The 19,902-nt window shown below is 67.6% G+C and carries 15 protein-coding genes; 7 read left to right on the forward strand and 8 right to left on the reverse strand.

Annotation, left to right across the window (positions count from 1 at the left end; all coding sequences use genetic code 11):
• Positions 1-4: 4 nt before the first annotated feature.
• Together argJ and argC are read right to left on the reverse strand one after the other, a co-directional pair.
• Positions 5-1,171 carry a bifunctional glutamate N-acetyltransferase/amino-acid acetyltransferase ArgJ gene (gene argJ, locus QMG72_RS16865; RefSeq protein ID WP_283481202.1) on the reverse strand — a complete coding sequence of 389 codons (1,167 nt, stop codon included), beginning with the start codon at positions 1,169-1,171 and terminating at the stop codon, positions 5-7.
• Positions 1,168-2,199: an N-acetyl-gamma-glutamyl-phosphate reductase gene (gene argC / locus QMG72_RS16870; RefSeq protein WP_226774720.1), complete on the reverse strand. Its 1,032-nt coding sequence runs from the start codon at positions 2,197-2,199 to the stop codon at positions 1,168-1,170. Before argC ends, argJ begins: the two co-directional genes overlap by 4 nt.
• Positions 2,200-2,418: 219 nt before the next feature.
• Here argC and QMG72_RS16875 point away from each other — a divergent pair, with 219 nt between their 5' ends.
• The 4 genes from QMG72_RS16875 (at position 2,419) to QMG72_RS16890 (ending at position 10,223) form a co-directional block, all read left to right on the forward strand.
• Complete coding sequence (locus tag QMG72_RS16875) at positions 2,419-3,510, forward strand: fatty acid desaturase family protein (protein WP_226774721.1); 1,092 nt, start codon at positions 2,419-2,421, stop codon at positions 3,508-3,510.
• A gap of 219 nt (positions 3,511-3,729) precedes the next feature.
• Positions 3,730-4,692: a quinone oxidoreductase family protein gene (locus QMG72_RS16880; protein ID WP_282359399.1), complete on the forward strand. Its 963-nt coding sequence runs from the start codon at positions 3,730-3,732 to the stop codon at positions 4,690-4,692.
• 156 nt (positions 4,693-4,848) lie between these two features.
• On the forward strand, positions 4,849-8,787 hold the full coding sequence (locus QMG72_RS16885) for a Pls/PosA family non-ribosomal peptide synthetase (protein ID WP_283481214.1): 3,939 nt from the start codon (positions 4,849-4,851) through the stop codon (positions 8,785-8,787).
• 44 nt (positions 8,788-8,831) lie between these two features.
• Positions 8,832-10,223 (forward strand): M1 family metallopeptidase, encoded by a 1,392-nt coding sequence (locus QMG72_RS16890; RefSeq protein WP_226774723.1) that lies wholly within the window; start codon positions 8,832-8,834, stop codon positions 10,221-10,223.
• An 18-nt stretch (positions 10,224-10,241) separates the two neighbouring features.
• Here QMG72_RS16890 and QMG72_RS16895 read toward each other — a convergent pair whose 3' ends face one another.
• The 3 genes from QMG72_RS16895 to pheS all read right to left on the reverse strand — a co-directional run bounded on the left by QMG72_RS16895 (position 10,242) and on the right by pheS (position 14,535).
• Positions 10,242-10,853 (reverse strand): 4'-phosphopantetheinyl transferase family protein, encoded by a 612-nt coding sequence (locus QMG72_RS16895; protein WP_282359398.1) that lies wholly within the window; start codon positions 10,851-10,853, stop codon positions 10,242-10,244.
• A gap of 74 nt (positions 10,854-10,927) precedes the next feature.
• On the reverse strand, positions 10,928-13,471 hold the full coding sequence (pheT, locus tag QMG72_RS16900; protein WP_226774725.1) for a phenylalanine--tRNA ligase subunit beta: 2,544 nt from the start codon (positions 13,469-13,471) through the stop codon (positions 10,928-10,930).
• A 2-nt stretch (positions 13,472-13,473) separates the two neighbouring features.
• The gene (pheS, locus tag QMG72_RS16905; RefSeq protein ID WP_282359397.1) at positions 13,474-14,535 is read right to left on the reverse strand and encodes a phenylalanine--tRNA ligase subunit alpha; all 1,062 of its coding nucleotides are present in this window, start codon (positions 14,533-14,535) and stop codon (positions 13,474-13,476) included.
• A gap of 177 nt (positions 14,536-14,712) precedes the next feature.
• On the opposite strand from pheS, the gene QMG72_RS16910 reads away from it, so the two are divergent.
• The 3 genes from QMG72_RS16910 (at position 14,713) to QMG72_RS16920 (ending at position 17,054) form a co-directional block, all read left to right on the forward strand.
• A complete protein-coding gene (locus tag QMG72_RS16910; RefSeq protein WP_282359396.1) occupies positions 14,713-15,144 on the forward strand; it encodes a hypothetical protein in 432 nt (143 codons plus the stop codon).
• A 1-nt stretch (position 15,145) separates the two neighbouring features.
• Complete coding sequence (locus tag QMG72_RS16915; RefSeq protein WP_282359395.1) at positions 15,146-15,784, forward strand: SIMPL domain-containing protein; 639 nt, start codon at positions 15,146-15,148, stop codon at positions 15,782-15,784.
• A 115-nt stretch (positions 15,785-15,899) separates the two neighbouring features.
• Complete coding sequence (locus tag QMG72_RS16920) at positions 15,900-17,054, forward strand: Rv2578c family radical SAM protein (protein ID WP_226774735.1); 1,155 nt, start codon at positions 15,900-15,902, stop codon at positions 17,052-17,054.
• Here the strand turns inward: QMG72_RS16920 and QMG72_RS16925 are convergent.
• From QMG72_RS16925 to QMG72_RS16935, 3 genes are read right to left on the reverse strand one after another with little or no spacing between them, the layout of a single operon-like run.
• The gene (locus QMG72_RS16925) at positions 17,051-18,424 is read right to left on the reverse strand and encodes an NAD(P)(+) transhydrogenase (Re/Si-specific) subunit beta (protein ID WP_282359394.1); all 1,374 of its coding nucleotides are present in this window, start codon (positions 18,422-18,424) and stop codon (positions 17,051-17,053) included. The two genes, QMG72_RS16920 and QMG72_RS16925, sit on opposite strands and share 4 nt — an antisense overlap.
• Positions 18,421-18,738 carry an NAD(P) transhydrogenase subunit alpha part 2 gene (locus tag QMG72_RS16930; RefSeq protein WP_226774736.1) on the reverse strand — a complete coding sequence of 106 codons (318 nt, stop codon included), beginning with the start codon at positions 18,736-18,738 and terminating at the stop codon, positions 18,421-18,423. Before QMG72_RS16930 ends, QMG72_RS16925 begins: the two co-directional genes overlap by 4 nt.
• Positions 18,738-19,877 carry a Re/Si-specific NAD(P)(+) transhydrogenase subunit alpha gene (locus QMG72_RS16935; protein ID WP_226774730.1) on the reverse strand — a complete coding sequence of 380 codons (1,140 nt, stop codon included), beginning with the start codon at positions 19,875-19,877 and terminating at the stop codon, positions 18,738-18,740. The genes QMG72_RS16930 and QMG72_RS16935 overlap by 1 nt, the downstream gene beginning before the upstream one ends.
• Between the last annotated feature and the right edge of the window lie 25 nt (positions 19,878-19,902).

A 19,902-nucleotide genomic window follows, 5' to 3' on the forward strand; every position in this document is an offset into this window, starting at 1 on the left:
TCCCCTAGCTGGAGTAGGCGCTGTTTTCGTGGACGTAGTCGTGGGTGAGGTCGTTGGTCAGGATGGTGGCCTCGGCGTTACCGGCCTGGAGGTCGATCTCGACCAGGACCTCGCGGGGTGCCAGGTCCACGAGGCTCCGGTCGTCGCCGATGCTGCCGTTGCGGCAGATCTGCACGCCGTTCATGGACACATTGAGCCGGTCGGGTTCGAAGGCGGCGTCGGTGGTGCCGACGGCGGAGAGCACCCGGCCCCAGTTGGGGTCCTTGCCGAAGATCGCGGCCTTAAAGAGGTTGGAGCGGGCCACTGCGCGGCTGACGACTTCGGCGTCCTTTTCGCTGGCGGCGTTGAAGGTGCGGATGGCGATGTCGTGGCTGGCTCCTTCTGCGTCGCCGATCAGTTTGCGGGCCAGTTCTGCGCAGACCCGGGTCAGGCCGGCGCCGAAGTCGGCGGCCGACGGCACGGCGCCGGACGCTGCGGAGGCGAGCAGCACCACCGTGTCGTTGGTGGACATGCAACCGTCCGAGTCCGCCCGGTCGAAGGTGACCCGGGTGGCGTCGCGGAGTACAACGTCGAGCATGTCCGGCTGGACGTCAGCGTCAGTGGTGAGCACCACGAGCATGGTGGCGAGCCCGGGGGCGAGCATGCCGGCACCCTTGGCCATACCGCCGATGGTGAATTCCTTGCCGTCGGCGTCGGTACCGGTGAAGACGGCCTGTTTGGACACCGAGTCCGTGGTCATGATGGCGGTGGCAGCATCGGAGCCGCCGCCTGTGCTCAGCGCTGCGCTTGCCGCCCCGATCCCGGCGAGGACCTTATCCATCGGCAGTTGCTCGCCGATCAGGCCGGTGGAACAGACGAAGACGTCGGTGGCGGAGATGCCGAGGGCTTCGGCGGTCTTTTCGGCGGTGGTGTGGGTGTTCTGGAAGCCTTGCGGGCCGGTGCAGGCGTTGGCCCCGCCGGAGTTCAACACAACGGCATCCACGCGGCCGTCCTTGACCACCTCTCGGGACCAGTGCACGGGGGCTGCGGCCACCCGGTTGGAGGTGAACACGGCCGCGGCGGCCTTGGCGGGGCCGTCGTTGACCACAAGGGCGAGGTCGGGGTTGCCGGAGGCCTTGAGGCCGGCGGTGACTCCGGCGGCACGGAATCCCTGGGGGGTGGTGATGCTCACGGTGCTACTCCCTGCAGATCGAGGCCGGCGGTTTCCGCCAGGCCGAGGGCAATGTTCATGGACTGCACGGCTCCGCCGGCGGTCCCTTTGGTCAGGTTGTCGATGGCGCACGTAACGATTACCCTGCCGGTGTGCCCGTCGAGTGCCAGCTGCATCACGGCGTGGTTGGACCCCTGGACCGACTTTGTCGAGGGCCATCGGCCTTCGGGCAGCAAGTGCACAAACGGCTCGTCGTCGTAGGCCTCGCTCCAGGCCTGGCGGAGCTCCCCGGCAGTAACGCCGGGGCGCACCTTCGCCGTGGCGGTGGTGAGGATGCCCCGGCTCATGGGGGCCAGCGTGGGCGTAAAGGACACCGTTACCGGAGCGTTGAGGGCCGCCGAAAGCCCCTGCTCAATCTCGGGCGTGTGCCGGTGCCCGCCCCCCACACCATAGGGGCTCATCGAGCCCATCACCTCGGCGCCGATCAGATTGGCTTTGGCCGCCTTACCGGCCCCGGAGGTTCCGGATGCGGAAACGATAACAACGTCGTCGGGCTGCAGCAGGTGGTTACTAAAACCAGGGGTAAGGGCCAGCAGGACCGAGGTCGGGTAGCAGCCCGGCACGGCGATCCGGGTGGCGCCCCGGAGCGCCTCACGCTGGCCGGGAAGCTCCGGGAGCCCGTAGGGCCAAGTGCCGGCGTGCGGGGAGCCGTAGAACTTTTCCCAAGCGGCCGCATCCTCGAGCCGGTGGTCGGCGCCGGCGTCGATCACGAGGGTGCCTGCGGGCAGTTGCGCGGCGATCTCCCCGGAGGCTCCGTGCGGCAAGGCCAGGAACACAACGTCGTGTCCGGACAGGTTGGCCACTGTGGTGTCTTCGAGGATACGGCTGGCCAAACCGTGGAGATGGGGCTGCAATTCCCCTAGTCTGGAACCGGCGTTGCTGTGGGCCGTGATGGCACCGATCGTTACGTTGGGATGACCGGCAAGGAGCCGCAGCACCTCGCCGCCGGCATAACCGCTTGCGCCGGATACGGCAACAGAAATAGTCATACAGGGAACTATACAGCAAGAGTATGCATAGATGTCGATAATTATGCATCAGCTGAGCCGCGCCCGGCCATGGTCACCCGGCCGCGGAGTGCACCTGGGCTGCACCGCGGGAGGGGTCCCGATGGCCCGGGGGCGTATGCTTGGTCGTGGGTGATCCAGACCGTGCAATCCGAATGTCGGATGCAGCGTTGCCCGTAACAGTTACGAGGCGCGAGCTCCATGACCCCCACCACTGCTACGCCGGAGCGACCCAAATCTCGCCTCCGCCAGCCCAACGCCGTTGTCCTGAGCTACTCGGAACTCCTCAAGACCGTCAAGTCCGCCGGCCTCCTCGAACGCCGCGTCGGCTTCTACGTCACGGTCTTCTCCGTCCTGGTCCTTCTGATGACCGCCACCTGGTTCGGCTTTGCGCTGATCGGTGACAGCTGGTTCCAACTCCTTATCGCCGCGGCGCTGGGCATCCTCTGCACCCAGCTGAGTTTCCTGGCCCACGAGGCCGGACACCGCCAGATCTTCGCCTCCCGCCGCGCCAACGACTGGGCCGCCCGGCTCCTTGCCACCTCGGTCGCCGGCATCAGCTACTCCTGGTGGGAGCAGAAGCACGGCGCGCACCACAACCACCCGAACGTCATTTCCAAAGACCCGGACATCGCCACCGGCGCCATCGCCTTCTTCCCGGAGGCTGCCGCTACCCGGCAGGGACGGTTCTCCTTCCTCACCCGCAAACAGGGCTGGCTCTTTTTCCCGCTGCTGTTCCTCGTCGGCCTGGGCCTCCAGATCGATTCAATCAAGTTCATCTTCCAGCGCGCCAAAGTCACACACCGCTGGGTGGAAATCCCGATTCTCCTGGTCCGGCTCAGCCTGCTCCCGGTATTGGCCTTCACGTTCCTGCCGTGGGGCGTTGCCCTTGCGTTCATCGGGGTCCAGCTGGCCGTCTTCGGGTTCTACATGGGCGCCTCGTTCGCCCCTAACCACAAGGGCATGCCGGTTCTGCCGGCGGACAGCCGCGTTGACTTCTTCAGCCGGCAGGTCCTGACGTCACGGAATATTTCCGGTGGCCCCTGGATGGACATCCTGCTGGGCGGCCTCAACCGCCAGGCCGAACACCACCTCTTCCCGGATATGGCCCGGCCGCAGCTCGACAAGGCCGCCGTGATCGTCCGCGAATTCTGCGCGAAGCACCAGGTTCCCTACACGGAAACCACCCTGCTGCAGTCCTACGGCATCATCGTGCGCTACCTCAACGAGGTCGGTCTCTCCGCCGGACGCCACTTCGAGTGCCCGATGGCGACCGTGACCCGACGCTTCTAAGCCGCGGCCGGGCTCCGCTGCGCGAAGGGCAAGCCGGCAGCCCCGGCCTGTCAGTGTGACCCGAAGTGGCGGCCGAATACCGGCCGCCACTTCGGCGTTGCTGTCGCTGTCCCTAGGATGGTGCAGAAGCGGAGCCGGAGATCGGGCCGCGGAAGCCCAGCCGGCCGATGCGGGCCGGTTTGCAGCCCAGGAACTTCAGCTCAAGCAAGGAGACAGGTAATGCACGCAATCGTCGCCCGCGAGGCCGGGGGTCCCGGTGTCCTCACGCTGACCGGGGTGGAGCGCCCGACGCCGGGCCCCGGCCAGCTGCTGATCAAGGTCGCCGCCGCCGGCGTCAACTTCATCGACACCTACAAGCGCAGCGGCAGCTATCAGGTGGACTACCCCTTCACCCCCGGCTCCGAGGCCGCCGGCACCGTGGCGGAACTCGGCGACGGCGTCACCGGGTTCTCCCCCGGCGACCGGGTGGCGACGGCGGAAGGCATCAACTGCTACGCCAGCTACGCACTCGTCGATGAGGACAAAGCCCTGCCGGTCCCCCGCGGCGTGGACGATTTCACCGCAGCCGCCCTTCCCCTGCAGGGCATCACCGCGCACTACCTGATCAATTCCTCCTTCACGGTGGAGCCGGGCCACACCGTCCTGCTGCACGCCGGAGCGGGCGGCGTCGGGCTGCTGCTGATCCAACTGCTCAAGGCCAAGGGCGCACGCGTTATCACCACCGTCTCCACGGATGAGAAGGAACAACTGGCCCGCGGCGCCGGAGCCGACCACGTGCTGCGCTACGACGGCTTCGCGGCAAAGGTCCGCGAACTGACCGACGGGACCGGCGCGGACGTGGTCTACGACGGCGTCGGGAAGGACACCTTCGACGGTTCCCTGTCCGCCCTGCGTATCCGCGGCACCCTGGTGCTCTTTGGCGCCGCGTCCGGGCCCGTGCCGCCTTTCGATCCACAGCGGCTCAACTCCGGCGGATCCTTGTACCTGACCCGCCCGACGATTTCACATTTCCTGCGCGATGCCCGGGAACGCCGCTGGCGCTCGGACGAGCTTTTCGCCGCGGTGGCTGACGGAAGCCTCAAGGTCCGGATTGGCGCCCGCTACGACCTCGCGGAAGCCGCCCGGGCACACGAAGACCTGGAGCAGCGCCGCACCACGGGCAAGGTCATCCTGGTCCCCTAAACCCGGACCGCCAGGGTCCGCCGTTATCCGGGACCAGCGTGCGCACATCCGGCTTGAGGCGGATCATTAACACAAAGCGACGCCGGACACCTTCCATTTACCTAGGTCAGAGACGATGCCCCCGTGACTGAGCAACAGCAGCAACCCACAAGCACCGTGCTCCCGCAGGATGCCGCCACCCTAAACACGGTCTTCCCGGCCCAGCTTGCAGGGTCCCCCGCCACTCCGCCGGAGCGGACGCTCGTTGACATCCTGCAGGACACGGCCAAACGCTTTCCGGACGCCTCCGCGCTCGACGACGGTCACGAGTCGCTCAGTTATGCGCAGCTTATGGCGGCAGTCCGGGCCCGGGCAAGGGAGCTGCACGCCGCAGGGCTGGGTGCCGGGGACAAGATCGGTGTCCGGATTCCCTCCGGTACCAACCTGCTGTATGTCTCAATCCTGGCCATCATGATGGTCGGGGCGGCGTATGTTCCGGTGGACGCGGACGACCCGGAAGAGCGGGCCAGGCTGGTGTTCGGCGAAGCACGGATCGCCGGGACGCTTCGCGGTGCCGGCGAGATAGTGACGGCACGCCAGCTGCCCCGGCCGTTTCCGGCTCCCCGGCCTCCCACGCCGGACGACGACGCCTGGGTCATCTTCACCTCAGGGTCCACCGGAACGCCGAAAGGCGTCGGCGTGCAGCATCGTTCCGCCGCGGCATTCGTCGACGCCGAGGCGCGGATCTTTTTGCAGGACGATCCGGTTGGCCCCCAGGACCGCGTCCTGGCCGGCCTGTCCGTGGCTTTCGACGCCTCCTGCGAGGAAATGTGGCTAGCCTGGCGGCACGGCGCCTGCCTCGTCCCGGCGCCCCGGGCGTTGGTCCGGACCGGGATGGACCTCGGCCCGTGGCTGATCAGCCACGGCATCACTGTCGTTTCCACAGTACCTACACTGGCCGCGCTCTGGCCGGTGGAGTCCATGGAGAGCGTCCGCCTGCTGATCTTCGGCGGCGAAGCGTGCCCGCCCGAACTGACCGAGCGGCTCGCCGTCGAAGGCCGCGAAGTCTGGAACACCTACGGCCCCACCGAGGCCACCGTTGTCGCCTGCGCCGCTCGATTGGGCGGGCCCGGCCCGATCCGGATCGGATTGCCGCTGGACGGGTGGGACCTCGCCGTCGTCGACGCTGAAGCCCGGCCGGTGGGTGAAGGCGAGGTTGGCGAATTAATCATTGGCGGCGTCGGCCTGGCCCGGTACCTTGACCCGGCCAAGGACGCTGAGAAATTTGCCCCGATGCCGTCGCTGGGCTGGACGCGGGCCTACCGCTCGGGCGACCTGGTCAGGTACGAAGCGGAGGGGCTGATCTTTCAGGGCCGCGCCGACGAACAGGTCAAGCTAGGCGGGCGCCGGATCGAACTGGGTGAGATCGACTCGGCCCTGCAGGCGTTGCCGGACGTCGCCGGTGCGGCCGCGACGGTGCAGACGACGGCGGCTGGAAACCAAATCCTCGTGGGGTACCTGGCCCCGGCCGGCGGGCGGGACCTCGATCTCACCGCCGCACGTGAGCTCCTCGGCAAGAGCCTGCCGGCCCCCTTGATTCCGCTGCTGACAGTTGTCGATTCGCTGCCCACCAAGACCAGCGGCAAGGTGGACCGGCACGCGCTGCCGTGGCCGCTGGCGGGGGCCGGCGCCGCCGACGCCGCGGCGGCCCCGCTGAACCTGCCCGATGATGCCGGCTGGATCGTGGAGCAGTGGAGCTCCGTCCTGGGCAGCGCCGTGTCCGGCCTGGACGCCGACTTCTTCGCCTACGGCGGCGGGTCCCTCGCTGCCGCGCAGCTTGTCTCGGCCCTGCGCGTGCGCTATCCAACGATCACGGTGGCCGACATCTATGCCACGCCCCGGATCGGGGCTCTCATCGATACTGCACGCCTGTCGCTGCCCGAGGGCGGGGCAGGACCGGCCCCGGAACGCACGGTCCGGCGCACGGCCCGCAAGTCGCAGGTTTTCCAGACTCTGATGGGGGTTCCGCTGCACCTGCTGGTCGGCATGCGCTGGCTGACGTATGTGATGGCGGCGAATAATCTACTCTTCTGGCTCGCCGGCTTCGCGGCGGCGCCCACGGTTTCCTGGTGGTGGGTGGGAGCCTCCTGGCTTGTTTTTGTCAGTCCTGCCGGCCGGATGCTGATCTCCGTCGCGGCAGCCCGCCTGCTGCTGCGCAAGGTAGTGCCGGGAGTCTACCCCCGCTCCGGCCGGGTGCACCTGCGCCTGTGGCTGGCCGAGCAGATCCAGGACCTCGCCGGCGCGGTCAGCCTCGCCAGTGCCCCGTGGGTGCCCTATTACGCACGCGCCCTCGGGGCGAAAATCGGCAACAATGTCCAGTTGCACTCGCTGCCTCCCGTCACGGGAATGCTCTCGCTGGGCACCGGTTGCAACGTCGAACCTGAGGTCGATCTGTCCGGCTGGTGGATCGACGGCGACGTAGTCCATATCGGCGCCATCCATATCGGGCCCGGCGCAACTGTCGGTGCACGCAGTACCCTTATGCCCGGTGCCTCGATCGGTGCCGGAGCCCGGGTGGAGCCCGGATCGGCCGTGCTGGGCAAGGTGAAGTCCGGGCAGTTGGTCGCCGGCTCACCCGCGGAGCGGCGGGGCAAAGCCAAACCCTCCTGGCCGGAGGCTCCCGCCGAGCACCCCATAATCGGCAGGCTCTGGTTTGTCGGCTTCGCCACAGCGTCCGCCGTTCTGGCCCTGATCCCCGTGATCTCCGCTGCTGCCGCGGCCTTAGTGGTTTATGCCTTCATTCGGGGCAGCGCTTCGCTGACGGCAGCGGTTCCGCAGCTGCTGCTGGCCATTGCGCCGGCGGCCCTCGTCTGGTTCCTGTCCAACCTGCTGCTGATCCTGCTGACCACCCGGCTCCTCAGCCTGGGCCTGGCCGAAGGATATTACCGGGTGCGCAGCAGAATCGGCTGGCAGGTCTGGGCTACCGAGCGGGTCCTGGACCTGGCCCGGGACGTGCTCTTCCCGATCTATGCGAGCCTCTTCACTCCGGTCTGGCTGCGCCTGCTTGGCGCGAAGATCGGCAAGAACGTGGAGGCTTCGACGGTGCTGTTGATCCCGAAGATGACCACTGTGGGCGAGGGAGCCTTCCTGGCCGACGACACGATGGTGGCCTCGTACGAACTCGACGGCGGCTGGTTGCGGATCGCGCCCGCGAAGATCGGCAAACGCTCCTTCCTGGGCAATTCCGGGATGACGGCGGCCGGCCGCAATGTGCCCAAGAACTCCCTGGTTGCCGTGCTGTCAGCGACCCCCGCCAAAGCCAAGGCCGGCACCTCGTGGCTGGGCAGTCCGCCGGTGCGGCTCCGGCGCACCGCCATCGCCTCCGATGACACCCGGACGTACCAGCCGCCGCTAAGGCTCAAGGTCGCCCGGTCGCTCTGGGAACTGTGCCGTTTTGTTCCAGTCGTGGTGACCGTCGCAATCGCGGCCGGCGTTTTCCTCGCCTTCGACTGGCTTGCCTCCGCCACGAATTACGGCATCGCGGCGCTCCTGGGCGGCGTGGTGATTCTCATCGCCGGAGCGGTGGCGGCGGGCAGTGCTGTGGTGGCGAAATGGTTGCTGGTAGGGCGCATCAAACCCGGTGAGCACCCGTTGTGGAGTTCCTTCATCTGGCGCAACGAGGTGGTGGACACGTTCATTGAGATGGTCAGCGCCCCTTGGTTCGCCCGGGCGGCCACCGGGACCCCGGCCCTGGTCTGGTGGCTCCGGGCCCTCGGCGCCAGGATCGGCGCGGGCACCTGGTGCGAAAGCTACTGGCTGCCCGAGGCGGACCTGGTGACCCTGGGCCGGAACACCACGGTTAACCGGGGTTGTGTGGTCCAGACCCATCTGTTCCATGACCGTGTGATGAGCATTGACACTGTTACGCTCGATGACGGGGCAACGATGGGCCCGCACGGAGTCATCCTCCCGCAGGCCCGGATCGGCAAAGGTGGCACCGTAGGCCCGGCATCCCTTGTGATGCGGGGTGAAACTGTCCCTGCCGCGACGTACTGGATGGGCAACCCGGTGAGCCCGTGGGGCGGGCCGGCAGTGGCTGCCCCCAAGCCGAAGTAGCACGCTCCCGCCCGACCCGCACCTGCCAACCCGAAGGCCGTCTAATGAGTTCCAGCCCCCAGAGGTCCACCGCCGCAACCGGCACCGGAGGCGGCCTGCCCGCGGATGATCCGGCGGGCTCTCCTGATCCGTACCTGCCGGGCCATGGCACCAATGCCTACCGCGTCACCCGGTATGAACTCGAACTGGACTACAAGCTCAGCAGCAACCGCCTGAACGGGCGGGCCACTGTGCACGCGGTGACACAACGCGCCACCTCGGCCATTGTGCTGGACCTGACCGGGCTCCGGGCCAGCAAAATCCAGCTCTCCGGTCGGAAGGTCCGCAAGTTCAGCCAGCGCGCCGACCAGCTGGTCATTGTCCCCGACGCCGCCCTGATGCCGGGCGAAGAATTCACTGTGGACGTCCGTTACGAGGGAAACCCCTCCCCCCGCCGGGGCTTATGGGGCGACGTGGGATGGGAAGAACTGACCGATGGTGTGCTGGTGGCTGGCCAGCCGAACGGCGCACCGTCCTGGTTCCCCTGCAACGACCACCCCTTGGACAAGGCCAGCTATCGGATCTCGGTGACCACTGACGCACACTACCGGGCGGTGTGCAACGGGATCCTGGTCGCCCGCACCGGCCGGTCCAGCCGCGAGACCTGGGTCTACGAACAGGCCGAGCCCATGGCCACGTACCTCGCCACGGTTCAGATCGGCCGCTACGAGCTCTTGGCCCTCAACCCGGTCCGCCCGGCGTCGCAGGTGCCCCAGCACGTCGCGGTTCCTGCTGAGCTTGCGGACAAGGCACGCGAAGGGCTGAGGAGGCAGCCGGAAATGATGCGTACCTTCATCGATTGCTTCGGCCCCTACCCGTTCGCCGAGTACACGGTAGTGGTGGCCGGGGATGAGCTGGAGATCCCGCTCGAGGCGCAGAGCCTGTCGATTTTCGGCCCCAACCAGCTGGAACAGGACTGGGAGTCGCAGCGGCTCATCGCCCACGAGTTGTCCCACCAGTGGTTCGGCAATTCGCTGACGGCAGCGTCCTGGAAGGACATTTGGCTGCATGAGGGCTTCGCCTGCTATGCCGAATGGATCTGGTCCGAGGAAGCCGGCGTTATGACTGTGGCGCGCCGGGCCGCCGCCGCCTGGCGGAAGCTCAGCACCGGCGCGCAGGACCTGCTCGTGGGCGACCCCGGTCCGGAGCTGATGTTCGATGACCGGGTGTACAAACGCGGGGCCTTGGCGCTGCACGCCCTCCGCCTGCGCTGCGGCGACCTGGCGTTTTTTTCGCTGCTGCATGAGTGGGCGGGGCAGTACCGCCACGGCTCGGTCTCGACGGCGCAGTTCATTCTCACCGCGGACCACGCGACAGGCCTCGACACGGAAGCGCTGCTGCACCCGTGGCTGTACCAGGAAGCGCTGCCGGCACTTCCGGCCGGCGGCCCAAAGTGATCTCCTGGCCCTTTGTTGCTAAGCGGTTCCCGGAACAGCCAGCGCGGCGGCGAATCCCGCAGGCAGGCCCAACGCAAACGTGTCCAGTTCAATAAGGACAATGCCGTCCCCGGGCTCCGCGAAAGCCTCCACCGTAGCCGGATCGACCCGCAACCCGGTACCGCGTGACTTGAGCAGCGCTTCCTTGCGCGCCCAGGCAGCTGCCCGCCAGCCCGTTGCCTGGTCGGGGGGAAGCGTATTGAGCCGCTCCCGTTCGGCAGGGGTGAGGGCAACGACGTCGAACCCCGGGAACGTCACACCGGAGCTGTGCTCCAGGTCGATGCCGGGACGGACCCCCGGTTCCCGGGTGTGCACTGCTGCCAGCAGGGCCCAGCCGCGGCTGCGCGACAGGCTTAGGTTCAGGCCGGCGGGAAGACCGGCAATCCGGTAGCCTGGCCGGCCATGGTCATTCTCCGGGCCGGTGCCGCAATCAGGGCACACATAGGCGGCCGTTAGTTCTCCGGGGTGCACCGCCAGGATCCCGGCAGCAAAAGCGCGCAACGCGATCCGGCCGGCCACAAAGTCCCGCCGGGTGGGGTCGTCTTTGAGGCCCGCTGCACGGGCGCGTTCTGCTTGATCGAGGAAGGCCACACCGTCCGGTCCGACGTCGGCAAGACGAACGGACCGGACGGTGGCCCCGGCGACGGCGAGTGTTCTTCCGTGCTCTAGCGTTGGACTGCCCCGAAACGCTCGTGCGCAGCTGCCACGGCACCCTCGCGCGCCGCGGACGCCTCCTCGGCTGTCAGCGTGCGGTCAGCGGCACGGAAGCGCAGGCTGAAAGCCAGCGACTTTTTGCCGTCCTCGATGCCCTTGCCCGCGTACACGTCGAAGAGTGCAACGTCTTCAAGCAGCTCGCCGGCTCCCGCGCGCAGAGCCGACTCCACTTCGTCAGCGGGGACCTCCAGCGGCACCACCAGGGCGACGTCCTGGCTCGCCACCGGGAACGTCGACAGGTGCCGGGCGACGATCACGTCGGCGGCAGCCTCAAAGAGGGCATCGGCGTTGAATTCGAGCGCCACCGACCGTGCCGGCATGTCGTGGGCGGCCAGCAGTTTCGGGTGCAGTTCGCCGGCGTAGCCCAGGACCTCCCCGGTGCGGAGCGCCAGTTGCGCGGCCCGTCCCGGGTGGAAGGCCTGGTGCCGGCCCTGGCTAACAACGATTTCGACGCCGAGCACGTCGCCGGCGATCCGGGCGATGTCCACGGCATCGGCCCAGTCCCATACCCGGGGACTGTGGCCGGCGGCAACCGGTGAGTCGTGGCCGGTAAGCACCGCGGCGAGGTACAGCGGCTGGTCCGGCACACCGTTATACAAACCGTCGAGCACTTCATCGCCCGGCCGGACGCCAAGGGGCGGGATCGTGGCGGTGCCGAGTGTGTCACCCGGCAGGAAAACCAGCCCGGCCTCGAACAGGGCCAGGTCGCGGAAGCCGCGCGAATGGTTGCGTTTAGCCACCTCGATCAGGCCCGGCAGGATCGAGGTGCGCAGGTAGCCTTGCTCCTCGCTGATCGGGTTGGCGAGCTTGAGTGCCGTGCGCGGCGCTCCTTCAGTGGCAACGCCAAACGTGTCGTTGGCGGCCTGGGAGACGAACGGGTACGCGAGGACCTCGGTGAGGCCGGCGGCTGCCAGCGCCTGGACGAGGCGCCTGCGTTGCTGCTGGACGCGGGTCAACCCGCGGCCAGGGGGTGCCACGGGCAGTGACGCGGGGATTTTGTCATAGCCGACCAGGCGCGCAATTTCCTCGGTCAGGTCTTCCTTGGTTTCCAGGTCGTTGCGCCAGCTTGGCGCCGTCACCGTGTACCCGCCCTCGTTTTTGACAACAACTGCACCCAGGTCCTCGAGCGAGCTGAGGATCTGTTCCTCGGTGAAGTCGATCCCAATACGTTCCGCGGCGAAAGCCGCTGGCAACTCGACGGCGACGGCGGCCGGTGCGGTGCCGACGTCGGTCCCCTCGGCGACGGCGGTGCCGCCGGCGAGCTCGACCAAGAGGTCAACAACCCGCTGTGCGGCGATGCCGGCCACCTGCCAGTCAACGCCGCGTTCGAAGCGCTTGGAGGCTTCGGACGGGAGCTTGTGGCGGCGGCGGGAGCGTGCGATGGACACTTCGTCGAAGTGCGCAGCCTCCACGAGGACGTTTGTGGTGGCATCGGACACCTCGGTGGCGGCACCGCCCATCACGCCGGCAATGCCGATCGCCCCGGAACCGTCGGTGATCAGGAGGTCCTCGACGTCGAGCGTGCGTTCCTTGCCGTCCAGGGTGGTGATCTTTTCCCCGGCCGCCGCCCGACGGACCACAATGTCACCGGACAGGGTGTCCAGGTCGTAGCAGTGGGTGGGCTGGCCGAGTTCCAGCATGACGTAGTTCGAGACGTCCACCGGCAGCGAGATCGAGCGGATGCCGGCGAGCCGGAGCCGGGAGGTCATCCACGGGGGCGTGGGCTTCGTCGCGTCGACGCCCCGGACGGTGCGGGCCACAAAACGGTCACAGCCGGGCTTACCGTAGATCGGGGCGCCGTCGTTGAGCTGCACGCCGTAACCGCCGGCCAGTTCCGCAGGTGCCTGGACCCTGGCTGCCGGGTCGGTGAAGGTCGTGCCGGTCGCGTGCGCGTACTCGCGGGCCACCCCGCGGAGGGAGAACGCGTAACCGCGGTCCGGGGTGACGTTGATTTCGGCGGCCTGGTCGTAAAGGCCCAGCAGTTCCATGGCGTCGGTGCCAATTTCCGGGTCCAGCCCGATCCGCGAGAGCACCAGGATGCCGTCGTGGTCCTCGCCGATGCCAAGTTCGCGCACCGAAGCGATCATTCCCGCGGAAAGGTGCCCGTAGGTCTTCCGGGCGGAGATGCGGAAGTCGCCGGGCAGCACGGCGCCCGGAAGGGTGACAACGACCTTGTCGCCTGCCACGAAGTTGTGCGCGCCGCAGATGATGCCCTGGACGCCGGCGGGGTCGATGCCCTCGCCTGTCAGGGTCTGCTGCTGGCCTTCGGGGACCACCCGGACCTGGCACCAGTTGATGGTCTTGCCGTTGGTCTGGGGTTCCTTGACGATGCTCAGCACCTGGCCCACCACAACGGGACCCTGCAGGGCATCCGTCGGGCGGTGCACTGCTTCTTCTTCAAAACCGACCTTGACCAGGTCGGCCATCACGTCTTCGGCCGTCGCTCCGGCCGGTACCTGCGCGAATTCACGCAGCCAGGAAAGTGGGATACGCACGGTTAGATCTCCATCCCGAAGTGCTCGCTGAAACGTACGTCGCCTTCGATCATGTCGCGCATGTCGCCGACCTCGTTGCGGAACATCAGGGTCCGCTCGATGCCCATGCCGAAGGCAAAACCTGAATAGATGTCCGGATCGATGCCGGCCGCGCGGAGCACGTTGGGGTTGACCATGCCGCAGCCGCCCCATTCGATCCAGCTGGGGCCGCCTTTGGCCTCCGGGTGCCAGATGTCCAGCTCGGCGGAGGGCTCGGTGAACGGAAAGTAATTCGGGCGCAGCCGGATCTGGGCCTCGTCGCCGAACATCTGGCGCGCGAAGTGCTCCAGGGTGCCGCGGAGGTCCGCCATGCTGAGTTTCCTGTCGATGGCGAGGCCCTCGAACTGGTGGAAGACCGGCGTGTGCGTGGCGTCGAGCTCATCGGTGCGGAACACCTTGCCGGGGCACAGGACGTAAATCGGCAGTTCGCGTTCGAGCATGGAGCGGACCTGCACCGGGGAGGTGTGGGTGCGCATCAGCAGGTGGGCTTCGGGCGGCTCCACAAAAAAGGTGTCCTGCATTTCGCGGGCGGGGTGGTCCGGTTTGAAGTTCAGCGCATCGAAGTTGAACCATTCGGACTCGACCTCGGGGCCTTCGGCGATTTCCCAGCCCATGCCAACGAAGATGTCAGCGACGCGTTCCTGCAGGGTGGACAGCGGGTGGCGTGCACCGGCACGACGGCGGCGCGGAGCGGCCGTGACGTCAACCGTCTCCTCGACCAGGATGCGTGCGTCGTTCTCGGCTTCGAGCTCGGCCGTGCGGTCCGCGAGCGCCTTGTTGACACGTCCGCGGGAGGCACCCATCAGCTTGCCGGCGGCGGCCTTCTGGTCCTTCGGCAGGCCGCCGATTTCACGGTTGGCGAGGCTCAGCGCGGACTTCTCGCCGGTGTGGGCAAGCCGCACGGCTTTGAGTTCATCGAGCGTGGAGGCGGCGGCAATAGCGGCAACGGCCTGGTCTACGGCGGCGGTGATGGCGGCTTCATCCAGGGGATTCGGGACGCCGGCGCCCGGCAAAGTTTCAGTCATCTACTGTTCTTAGCTACGAGTCGGTTCATGCCAACGGGCGCAGGACCTTCAACAGGAGCAGGTACCGGCGCGTTGACAAAGGGCAGGGCCCGCCAAAATCACTCCGGCGGACACTTCCCAACAGTCTAGTTGAACGCACTCAGGTGCCCGAACCTGGGTCCCGGCTAGCATGGCCTTATGACGCCCGGACAACGGCTGCGGCAGCTGGCCAATGTATTGAATGCAACAACCCCGTTGGGCTTGTTGCTCGCCGGCTGCGCCCGCGCCCCGGTCCGCCGTGGACCCCGCGGGCTGCTGCTTGCCACCGGCTACCACTGGCGGCGGCCAATGGCCGGGGCCTTTACGGTCGGCAATGTGGTGCTCTTCCGCGCCGGACCCGGCAACGCCCTCGCCAATCCGGAACTGCTCGGGCACGAGGAGCGCCACAGCACCCAGTACGCGTGCTGCCTGGGCCTGCCTTTCCTGCCGTTGTATTTCCTGGCAGCAGCCTGGTCCCAGCTCCGGACCGGCAACCCCGGCTCGGGTAATGTCTTCGAACGGCACGCCGGGCTGCTGGCCGGCGGCTACCCGGAGCCAACCCAGGCGGCCCCCGAACAGAACGAGGCATAACATGACCGACAGTCCCAGGACCATCTCCGTCACCGGATCCGGCAGCGCGGAAGCCGAACCCGACATGCTTACCCTTTCGATAGGGGTCGAGTGCCACCGGGAGGGCGTCGGCGCCGCGTACGGCGACGCCGGCCGGGTCCTGGCAGCGATCACGGAGGCACTGCGCTCGTACGGCGTGGCGGACCCGGACATCACCACGTCGGGGCTCAATGTCCGTGCCGAGGTGAACTGGCAGGAGGGCCGGGGCCAGGTCGTGGCCGGCTACCTGGCGTCCAGCGTCCTGAGTGTCCGGCTCAGGGAGCTGGGAACGTCGTCGGCGGTCATCGCCGCGGCCGTATCGGCCGGCGGCAACGATGTCCGGCTCAACGGCCTGGAGCTCGGCTTCGCCGATCCCGCCGGCGTCTACGCCCGCGCCCGTGAGGCCGCCTGGCTGGACGCCCGCACAACGGCCGGGCACTTCGCCTCGCTCGCCGGGACGTCGCTGGGACAGGTCATCTCGCTCACCCAGCAGTCCGGACATGCAGCCCCACTCCCCGGGGCGGCGATGCAGCGGGCCGCCGCGGTGGAATCGCTTACTGTCGAGGCCGGAGAATCGTCCGTCACCGCAACGGTCGGCGTTGTGTGGGAGCTGCACGGCTAAGCCTGCCACGGGCGCAGCGGTGCGGGCCGGCGGCGGTGGACTGCAACGGCGCGCTGGCGTCCGGATACAGCGGGGCTCCTTGACTTAAACTCGAACATACCTTCGAATGGAAACCATGAGATGGGACGCGCAAGCACTTAATCCGGCGTCGGAAGACTGGGCGGCCGCCGGGCAGGGCACAGTTGCCGCCGGCGGGTCCCCGGCCGCCGCCGATGCCCTGCTGCCCCTGCTCGGGCTGGTGCGTTCCGTGACCACCCCCGAATTCGCCGGCGTCACGTTCCATGAGGTCACCGCTAAATCGGTGCTCAACAAAGTGGCCGCCGGTTCCCGAATGCCGTTCGAATGGACCATCAACCCGTACCGTGGCTGCAGCCACGCGTGTGTCTACTGTTTCGCCCGGAAAAGCCACACCTACCTCGATTTCGACGCCGGACTGGACTTTGACAGCCAGGTGGTAGTGAAAATCAACGCCGCGGAGGTCCTGCGCCGGGAATTGGCCAAGCCCTCCTGGGCCCGGCAGCACGTGGCTCTCGGTACCAACACCGATCCCTACCAACGGGCCGAAGGCCGGTACCGGCTGATGCCCGGGATCATAGGTGCCCTCGCCGATTCCGGGACTCCGCTGTCAATCCTGACGAAGGGCACCTTGCTGGCCCGGGACATCCCGCTGCTGAAGCATGCGGCTGCGCAGGTCCCGGTCGGCGTGGGCATCTCACTGGCGATGACGGACGAGCGCCTCGCCGAAGCAGTCGAGCCCGGTACGCCCGGGCCCCGGGCCCGCCTGAAGCTGATTACCCGGCTCCGGGAGGCCGGACTGCCCTGCGGCGTAATGGCTATGCCCATCCTGCCGTGGCTCTCGGACAGCGACGAGGCCCTCGATTCCCTGTTCGCTTCGCTGGCCTCGGCGGGCGCCACCGGAGTCACGGCCGGGGCGCTATACCTCAAGCCCGGCACCCGGGAATGGTTTATGCAGTGGGTCGCCAAGGAACACCCCCAGCTTGCCGGCAGGTACCGCCGGCTCTACGGCACCGGTTCCTACGCCGCCAAGGAGTACCGCGACTGGCTCTCCGGCCGCATTCGGTATTTCAAGGCCAGGCATGGGTTCTCCGGCTCGCAGGGCTTCAGCCACCGGGACCTCAACGACGATCCCGGCAGCCGTGACCCCAGGGACGAGGAAGCGCAGTATCCCGAGGGGAGCCTCCCCGAACCGGCAGCCGTCGCCGCCGGCCAGCGGTCAGCAACGCCGGCTGCACAGGCTACCTTGTTCTAGAGTTCCTTCACGGCGCCCAGGATCCGGGTGAGTGAGTCCTTGGCGTCTCCAAAGAGCAGCGTCGTTTTGGCATCAAAGAGCAGCTCGTTCTCAATCCCGGCGAAACCCGGCCGCATCGAGCGTTTGAGGAACACCACCTGCCCGGCCAGCGAAACCTCCAGGATGGGCATCCCGTAGATCGGCGCCCCGGGCGTGGATTTGGCGGCAGGGTTAACAACGTCGTTAGCGCCCACAACCAGGGCGACGTCGGTGTTCGGGAACTCCGGGTTGGCTTCTGCCAGCTCTTTTAACGCCTCGTATGGAACGTTTGCTTCCGCGAGCAACACATTCATGTGGCCCGGCATCCGCCCGGCCACCGGGTGGATGGCAAAAACCACTTCAACGCCGCGGGCCGCCAGGGCCGTGGCAAGCTCGGCGATCGTGTGTTGGCCCTGGGCGACGGCGAGTCCGTAGCCGGGCACGATCACGACCCGCTGGGCGTAGCCAAGCTGGACCGCGACGTCTTCGGGCGAGGACGAGCGCACCGGGCGGTCGCTCTGCACTGTGGATCCCGCCGTCGACCCGCCCCGGAAGGCCCCGAATATAATGCCGGCGACGCCCCGGCCCATCGCGGCGGCCATCGCCTTGGTCAGCAGGGTGCCGCTGGCCCCCACCAGGGTGCCGGCCACCACCAGCAGGACGTTGCCAAGCACAATGCCGGATGCTGCAACCGCGAGGCCGGTAAAGGCGTTCAGCAACGAAATGACTATTGGCACGTCGGCCCCGCCGACGGGCAGCACCAGCAGGAGTCCCCCGGCCAGGCCCACTGCCAGCAGCGCGGCCGCCCAGCCGGTTGAACCCGAACCGACCACAAGGGTGCCGGCGGTGACGGCGCCCAGCACCACGGCGCCCATCACCGCCGGCATACCCGGGAACAGCAGCGGACGGGTGCTGATCAGCTCCTGGAGCTTGCCCACAGTCACGGCTGAGCCGGCAAAAGACACAGCGCCGATCAACATGGTGAAGACCACGGCCACCCGCACCCAGTAATCGCCGCTGTGGCCCAGTTCCAGCACTGCCACCAGCGCAGCAGCTCCGCCGCCGACGCCGTTGAACAAGGCCACCAGTTGCGGCATGTGGGTCATCTGCACCCGCCGGGCCACCGGAACGGCGATGGCAGACCCGACGGCGATGGCGGCGAGGATCAGCGGGATGTTTGCCAGTTTCGCGGAAAGAAAGACCGTGGCGACGGCCACGAAGGCGCCGGCCGCTCCAATCGTGTTGCCTCGACGCGCGGTCCGCGGTGAGCTGAGGCCCTTCAGCGCAAGAATGAAACACACCGCGGCCGCCAGGTAAAACAGGGAGGTCCACATCGGGCTGAGGACGCTCATGGGCCGTCCCGCCGCGGACGGTCGCTGCGCCGGACAGGTTTCCGGCTGCCGAACATTTCGAGCATCCGGTCCGTTACCACAAATCCGCCGACCAAATTGGACGTTGCCAGCACCACAGCGAGGAGTGCAACCATAAGCAGCCAGGGGTCGTCCGCCTGGCCGGCCACGATGATGGCGCCAACCAGGATGATGCCATGGATGGCGTTGGCGCCGGACATCAGCGGAGTATGCAGCTTGCTGGTGACCTTCGACACAACTTCGAACCCAACAAAGACGGCGAGCACCACTACCGTCAGCAGGGTGACCGGATCCATCATCTGAGTGCCTCCAGCGCGCCGGCGGTGGCGGCGTGCCGGACGGCCCCGCCGTGGGTGAGGCAGGCGCCGGCGACAACTTCGTCGTCGAAATCCGGAACAACTTTTCCCTCTGTGGTCATCAGGGCCAGCAGGTTCGCGACGTTTTGGGCGAAAAGCCGGGAAGCATCGGAGGGCATCGAGGAAGCCGCGTCCTGCAGGCCCACCAGCGTAACGGAACCGCCGTCCACCGGGATCTGGAGGTCCTGCCCGGCGATGACTCCTTCGACGTTCCCGCCGGATTCCGCCGCAAGGTCAACAACGACCGAACCGGCCCGCATGGCTCCCACCATTTCTGTAGTTACCAGCAAAGGAGCTGCGCGGCCGGGGATGGCGGCGGTAGTGATGAGGATATCCGCCGCCCCGACGTGCGGGGCCAGCAGGGCGCGCTGGCGTATGGCCCGGTCCTCGCCCAGCTCACGGGCGTAGCCGCCACCGCCGTCCGCGGCGTCAAGATCGAGCTGGATGAAGGTGCCACCCATCGAGGCGACTTCTTCCGCTGAGGCGGCCCGGATGTCGTTGGCCGAAACCCTGGCCCCAAGGCGTTTAGCCGTACCAATGGCCTGCAGCCCGGCGACTCCGGCCCCCAGAACCAGGACCCTGGCGGGCGGGATCGTCCCCGCCGCGGTCATGTACAACGGAAAGAAGCGGGGATAGCGCACCGCGGCCTCGAGCACCGCCCGGTAGCCGGAGACCAGCGCCTGGGAACTGAGCGCGTCCATCGACTGGGCCCGGGAGATGCGCGGCACCAGTTCCAGCGCAAACGAGGTCACCCCGGCGCCCGCGAGGGCGTCCACTCCGGGCAGTTCCGACCCCGGAGAGGCGAAGCCAATAGTCACCGTGCCCGGGCGGAGTTCCCGGGCTGTCTCCGGTTCAAGCGGCCGGACGTGCAGCAAGACATCCAGTGATGCTGCCGTCAGCTCCGGAACAATTGACGCTCCCGCCGCGGCGTAGGCGGCATTGCCGTACCCGGCCGCGGTACCGGCCTGGCTCTCCACCACCAGATCGAGGCCAAGATCCATTAGCTGGCGCACGGTCTCCGGCGTCGCGGCAACCCGTCGCTCCCCCGTGCGTTGTTCCCGCCTGACACCCACCAGCACTGGCAACTCCTCTCGAATGGCTTCA

It is taken from the genome of Pseudarthrobacter sp. PH31-O2 (assembly GCF_030063265.1).
GTDB lineage: Bacteria > Actinomycetota > Actinomycetes > Actinomycetales > Micrococcaceae > Arthrobacter.

Excerpts from the sequence above, each read along its gene's own strand:
- argC (WP_226774720.1), bottom strand. The coding sequence starts at position 2,199 with ATGACTATTTCTGTTGCCGTATCCGGCGCAAGCGGTTATGCCGGCGGC.
- QMG72_RS16875 (WP_226774721.1), top strand. The coding sequence starts at position 2,419 with ATGACCCCCACCACTGCTACGCCGGAGCGACCCAAATCTCGCCTCCGC.
- QMG72_RS16880 (WP_282359399.1), top strand. The coding sequence starts at position 3,730 with ATGCACGCAATCGTCGCCCGCGAGGCCGGGGGTCCCGGTGTCCTCACG.
- QMG72_RS16890 (WP_226774723.1), top strand. The coding sequence starts at position 8,832 with ATGAGTTCCAGCCCCCAGAGGTCCACCGCCGCAACCGGCACCGGAGGC.
- pheS (WP_282359397.1), bottom strand. The coding sequence starts at position 14,535 with ATGACTGAAACTTTGCCGGGCGCCGGCGTCCCGAATCCCCTGGATGAA.
- QMG72_RS16910 (WP_282359396.1), top strand. The coding sequence starts at position 14,713 with ATGACGCCCGGACAACGGCTGCGGCAGCTGGCCAATGTATTGAATGCA.
- QMG72_RS16915 (WP_282359395.1), top strand. The coding sequence starts at position 15,146 with ATGACCGACAGTCCCAGGACCATCTCCGTCACCGGATCCGGCAGCGCG.
- QMG72_RS16920 (WP_226774735.1), top strand. The coding sequence starts at position 15,900 with ATGAGATGGGACGCGCAAGCACTTAATCCGGCGTCGGAAGACTGGGCG.
- QMG72_RS16925 (WP_282359394.1), bottom strand. The coding sequence starts at position 18,424 with ATGAGCGTCCTCAGCCCGATGTGGACCTCCCTGTTTTACCTGGCGGCC.
- QMG72_RS16930 (WP_226774736.1), bottom strand. The coding sequence starts at position 18,738 with ATGGATCCGGTCACCCTGCTGACGGTAGTGGTGCTCGCCGTCTTTGTT.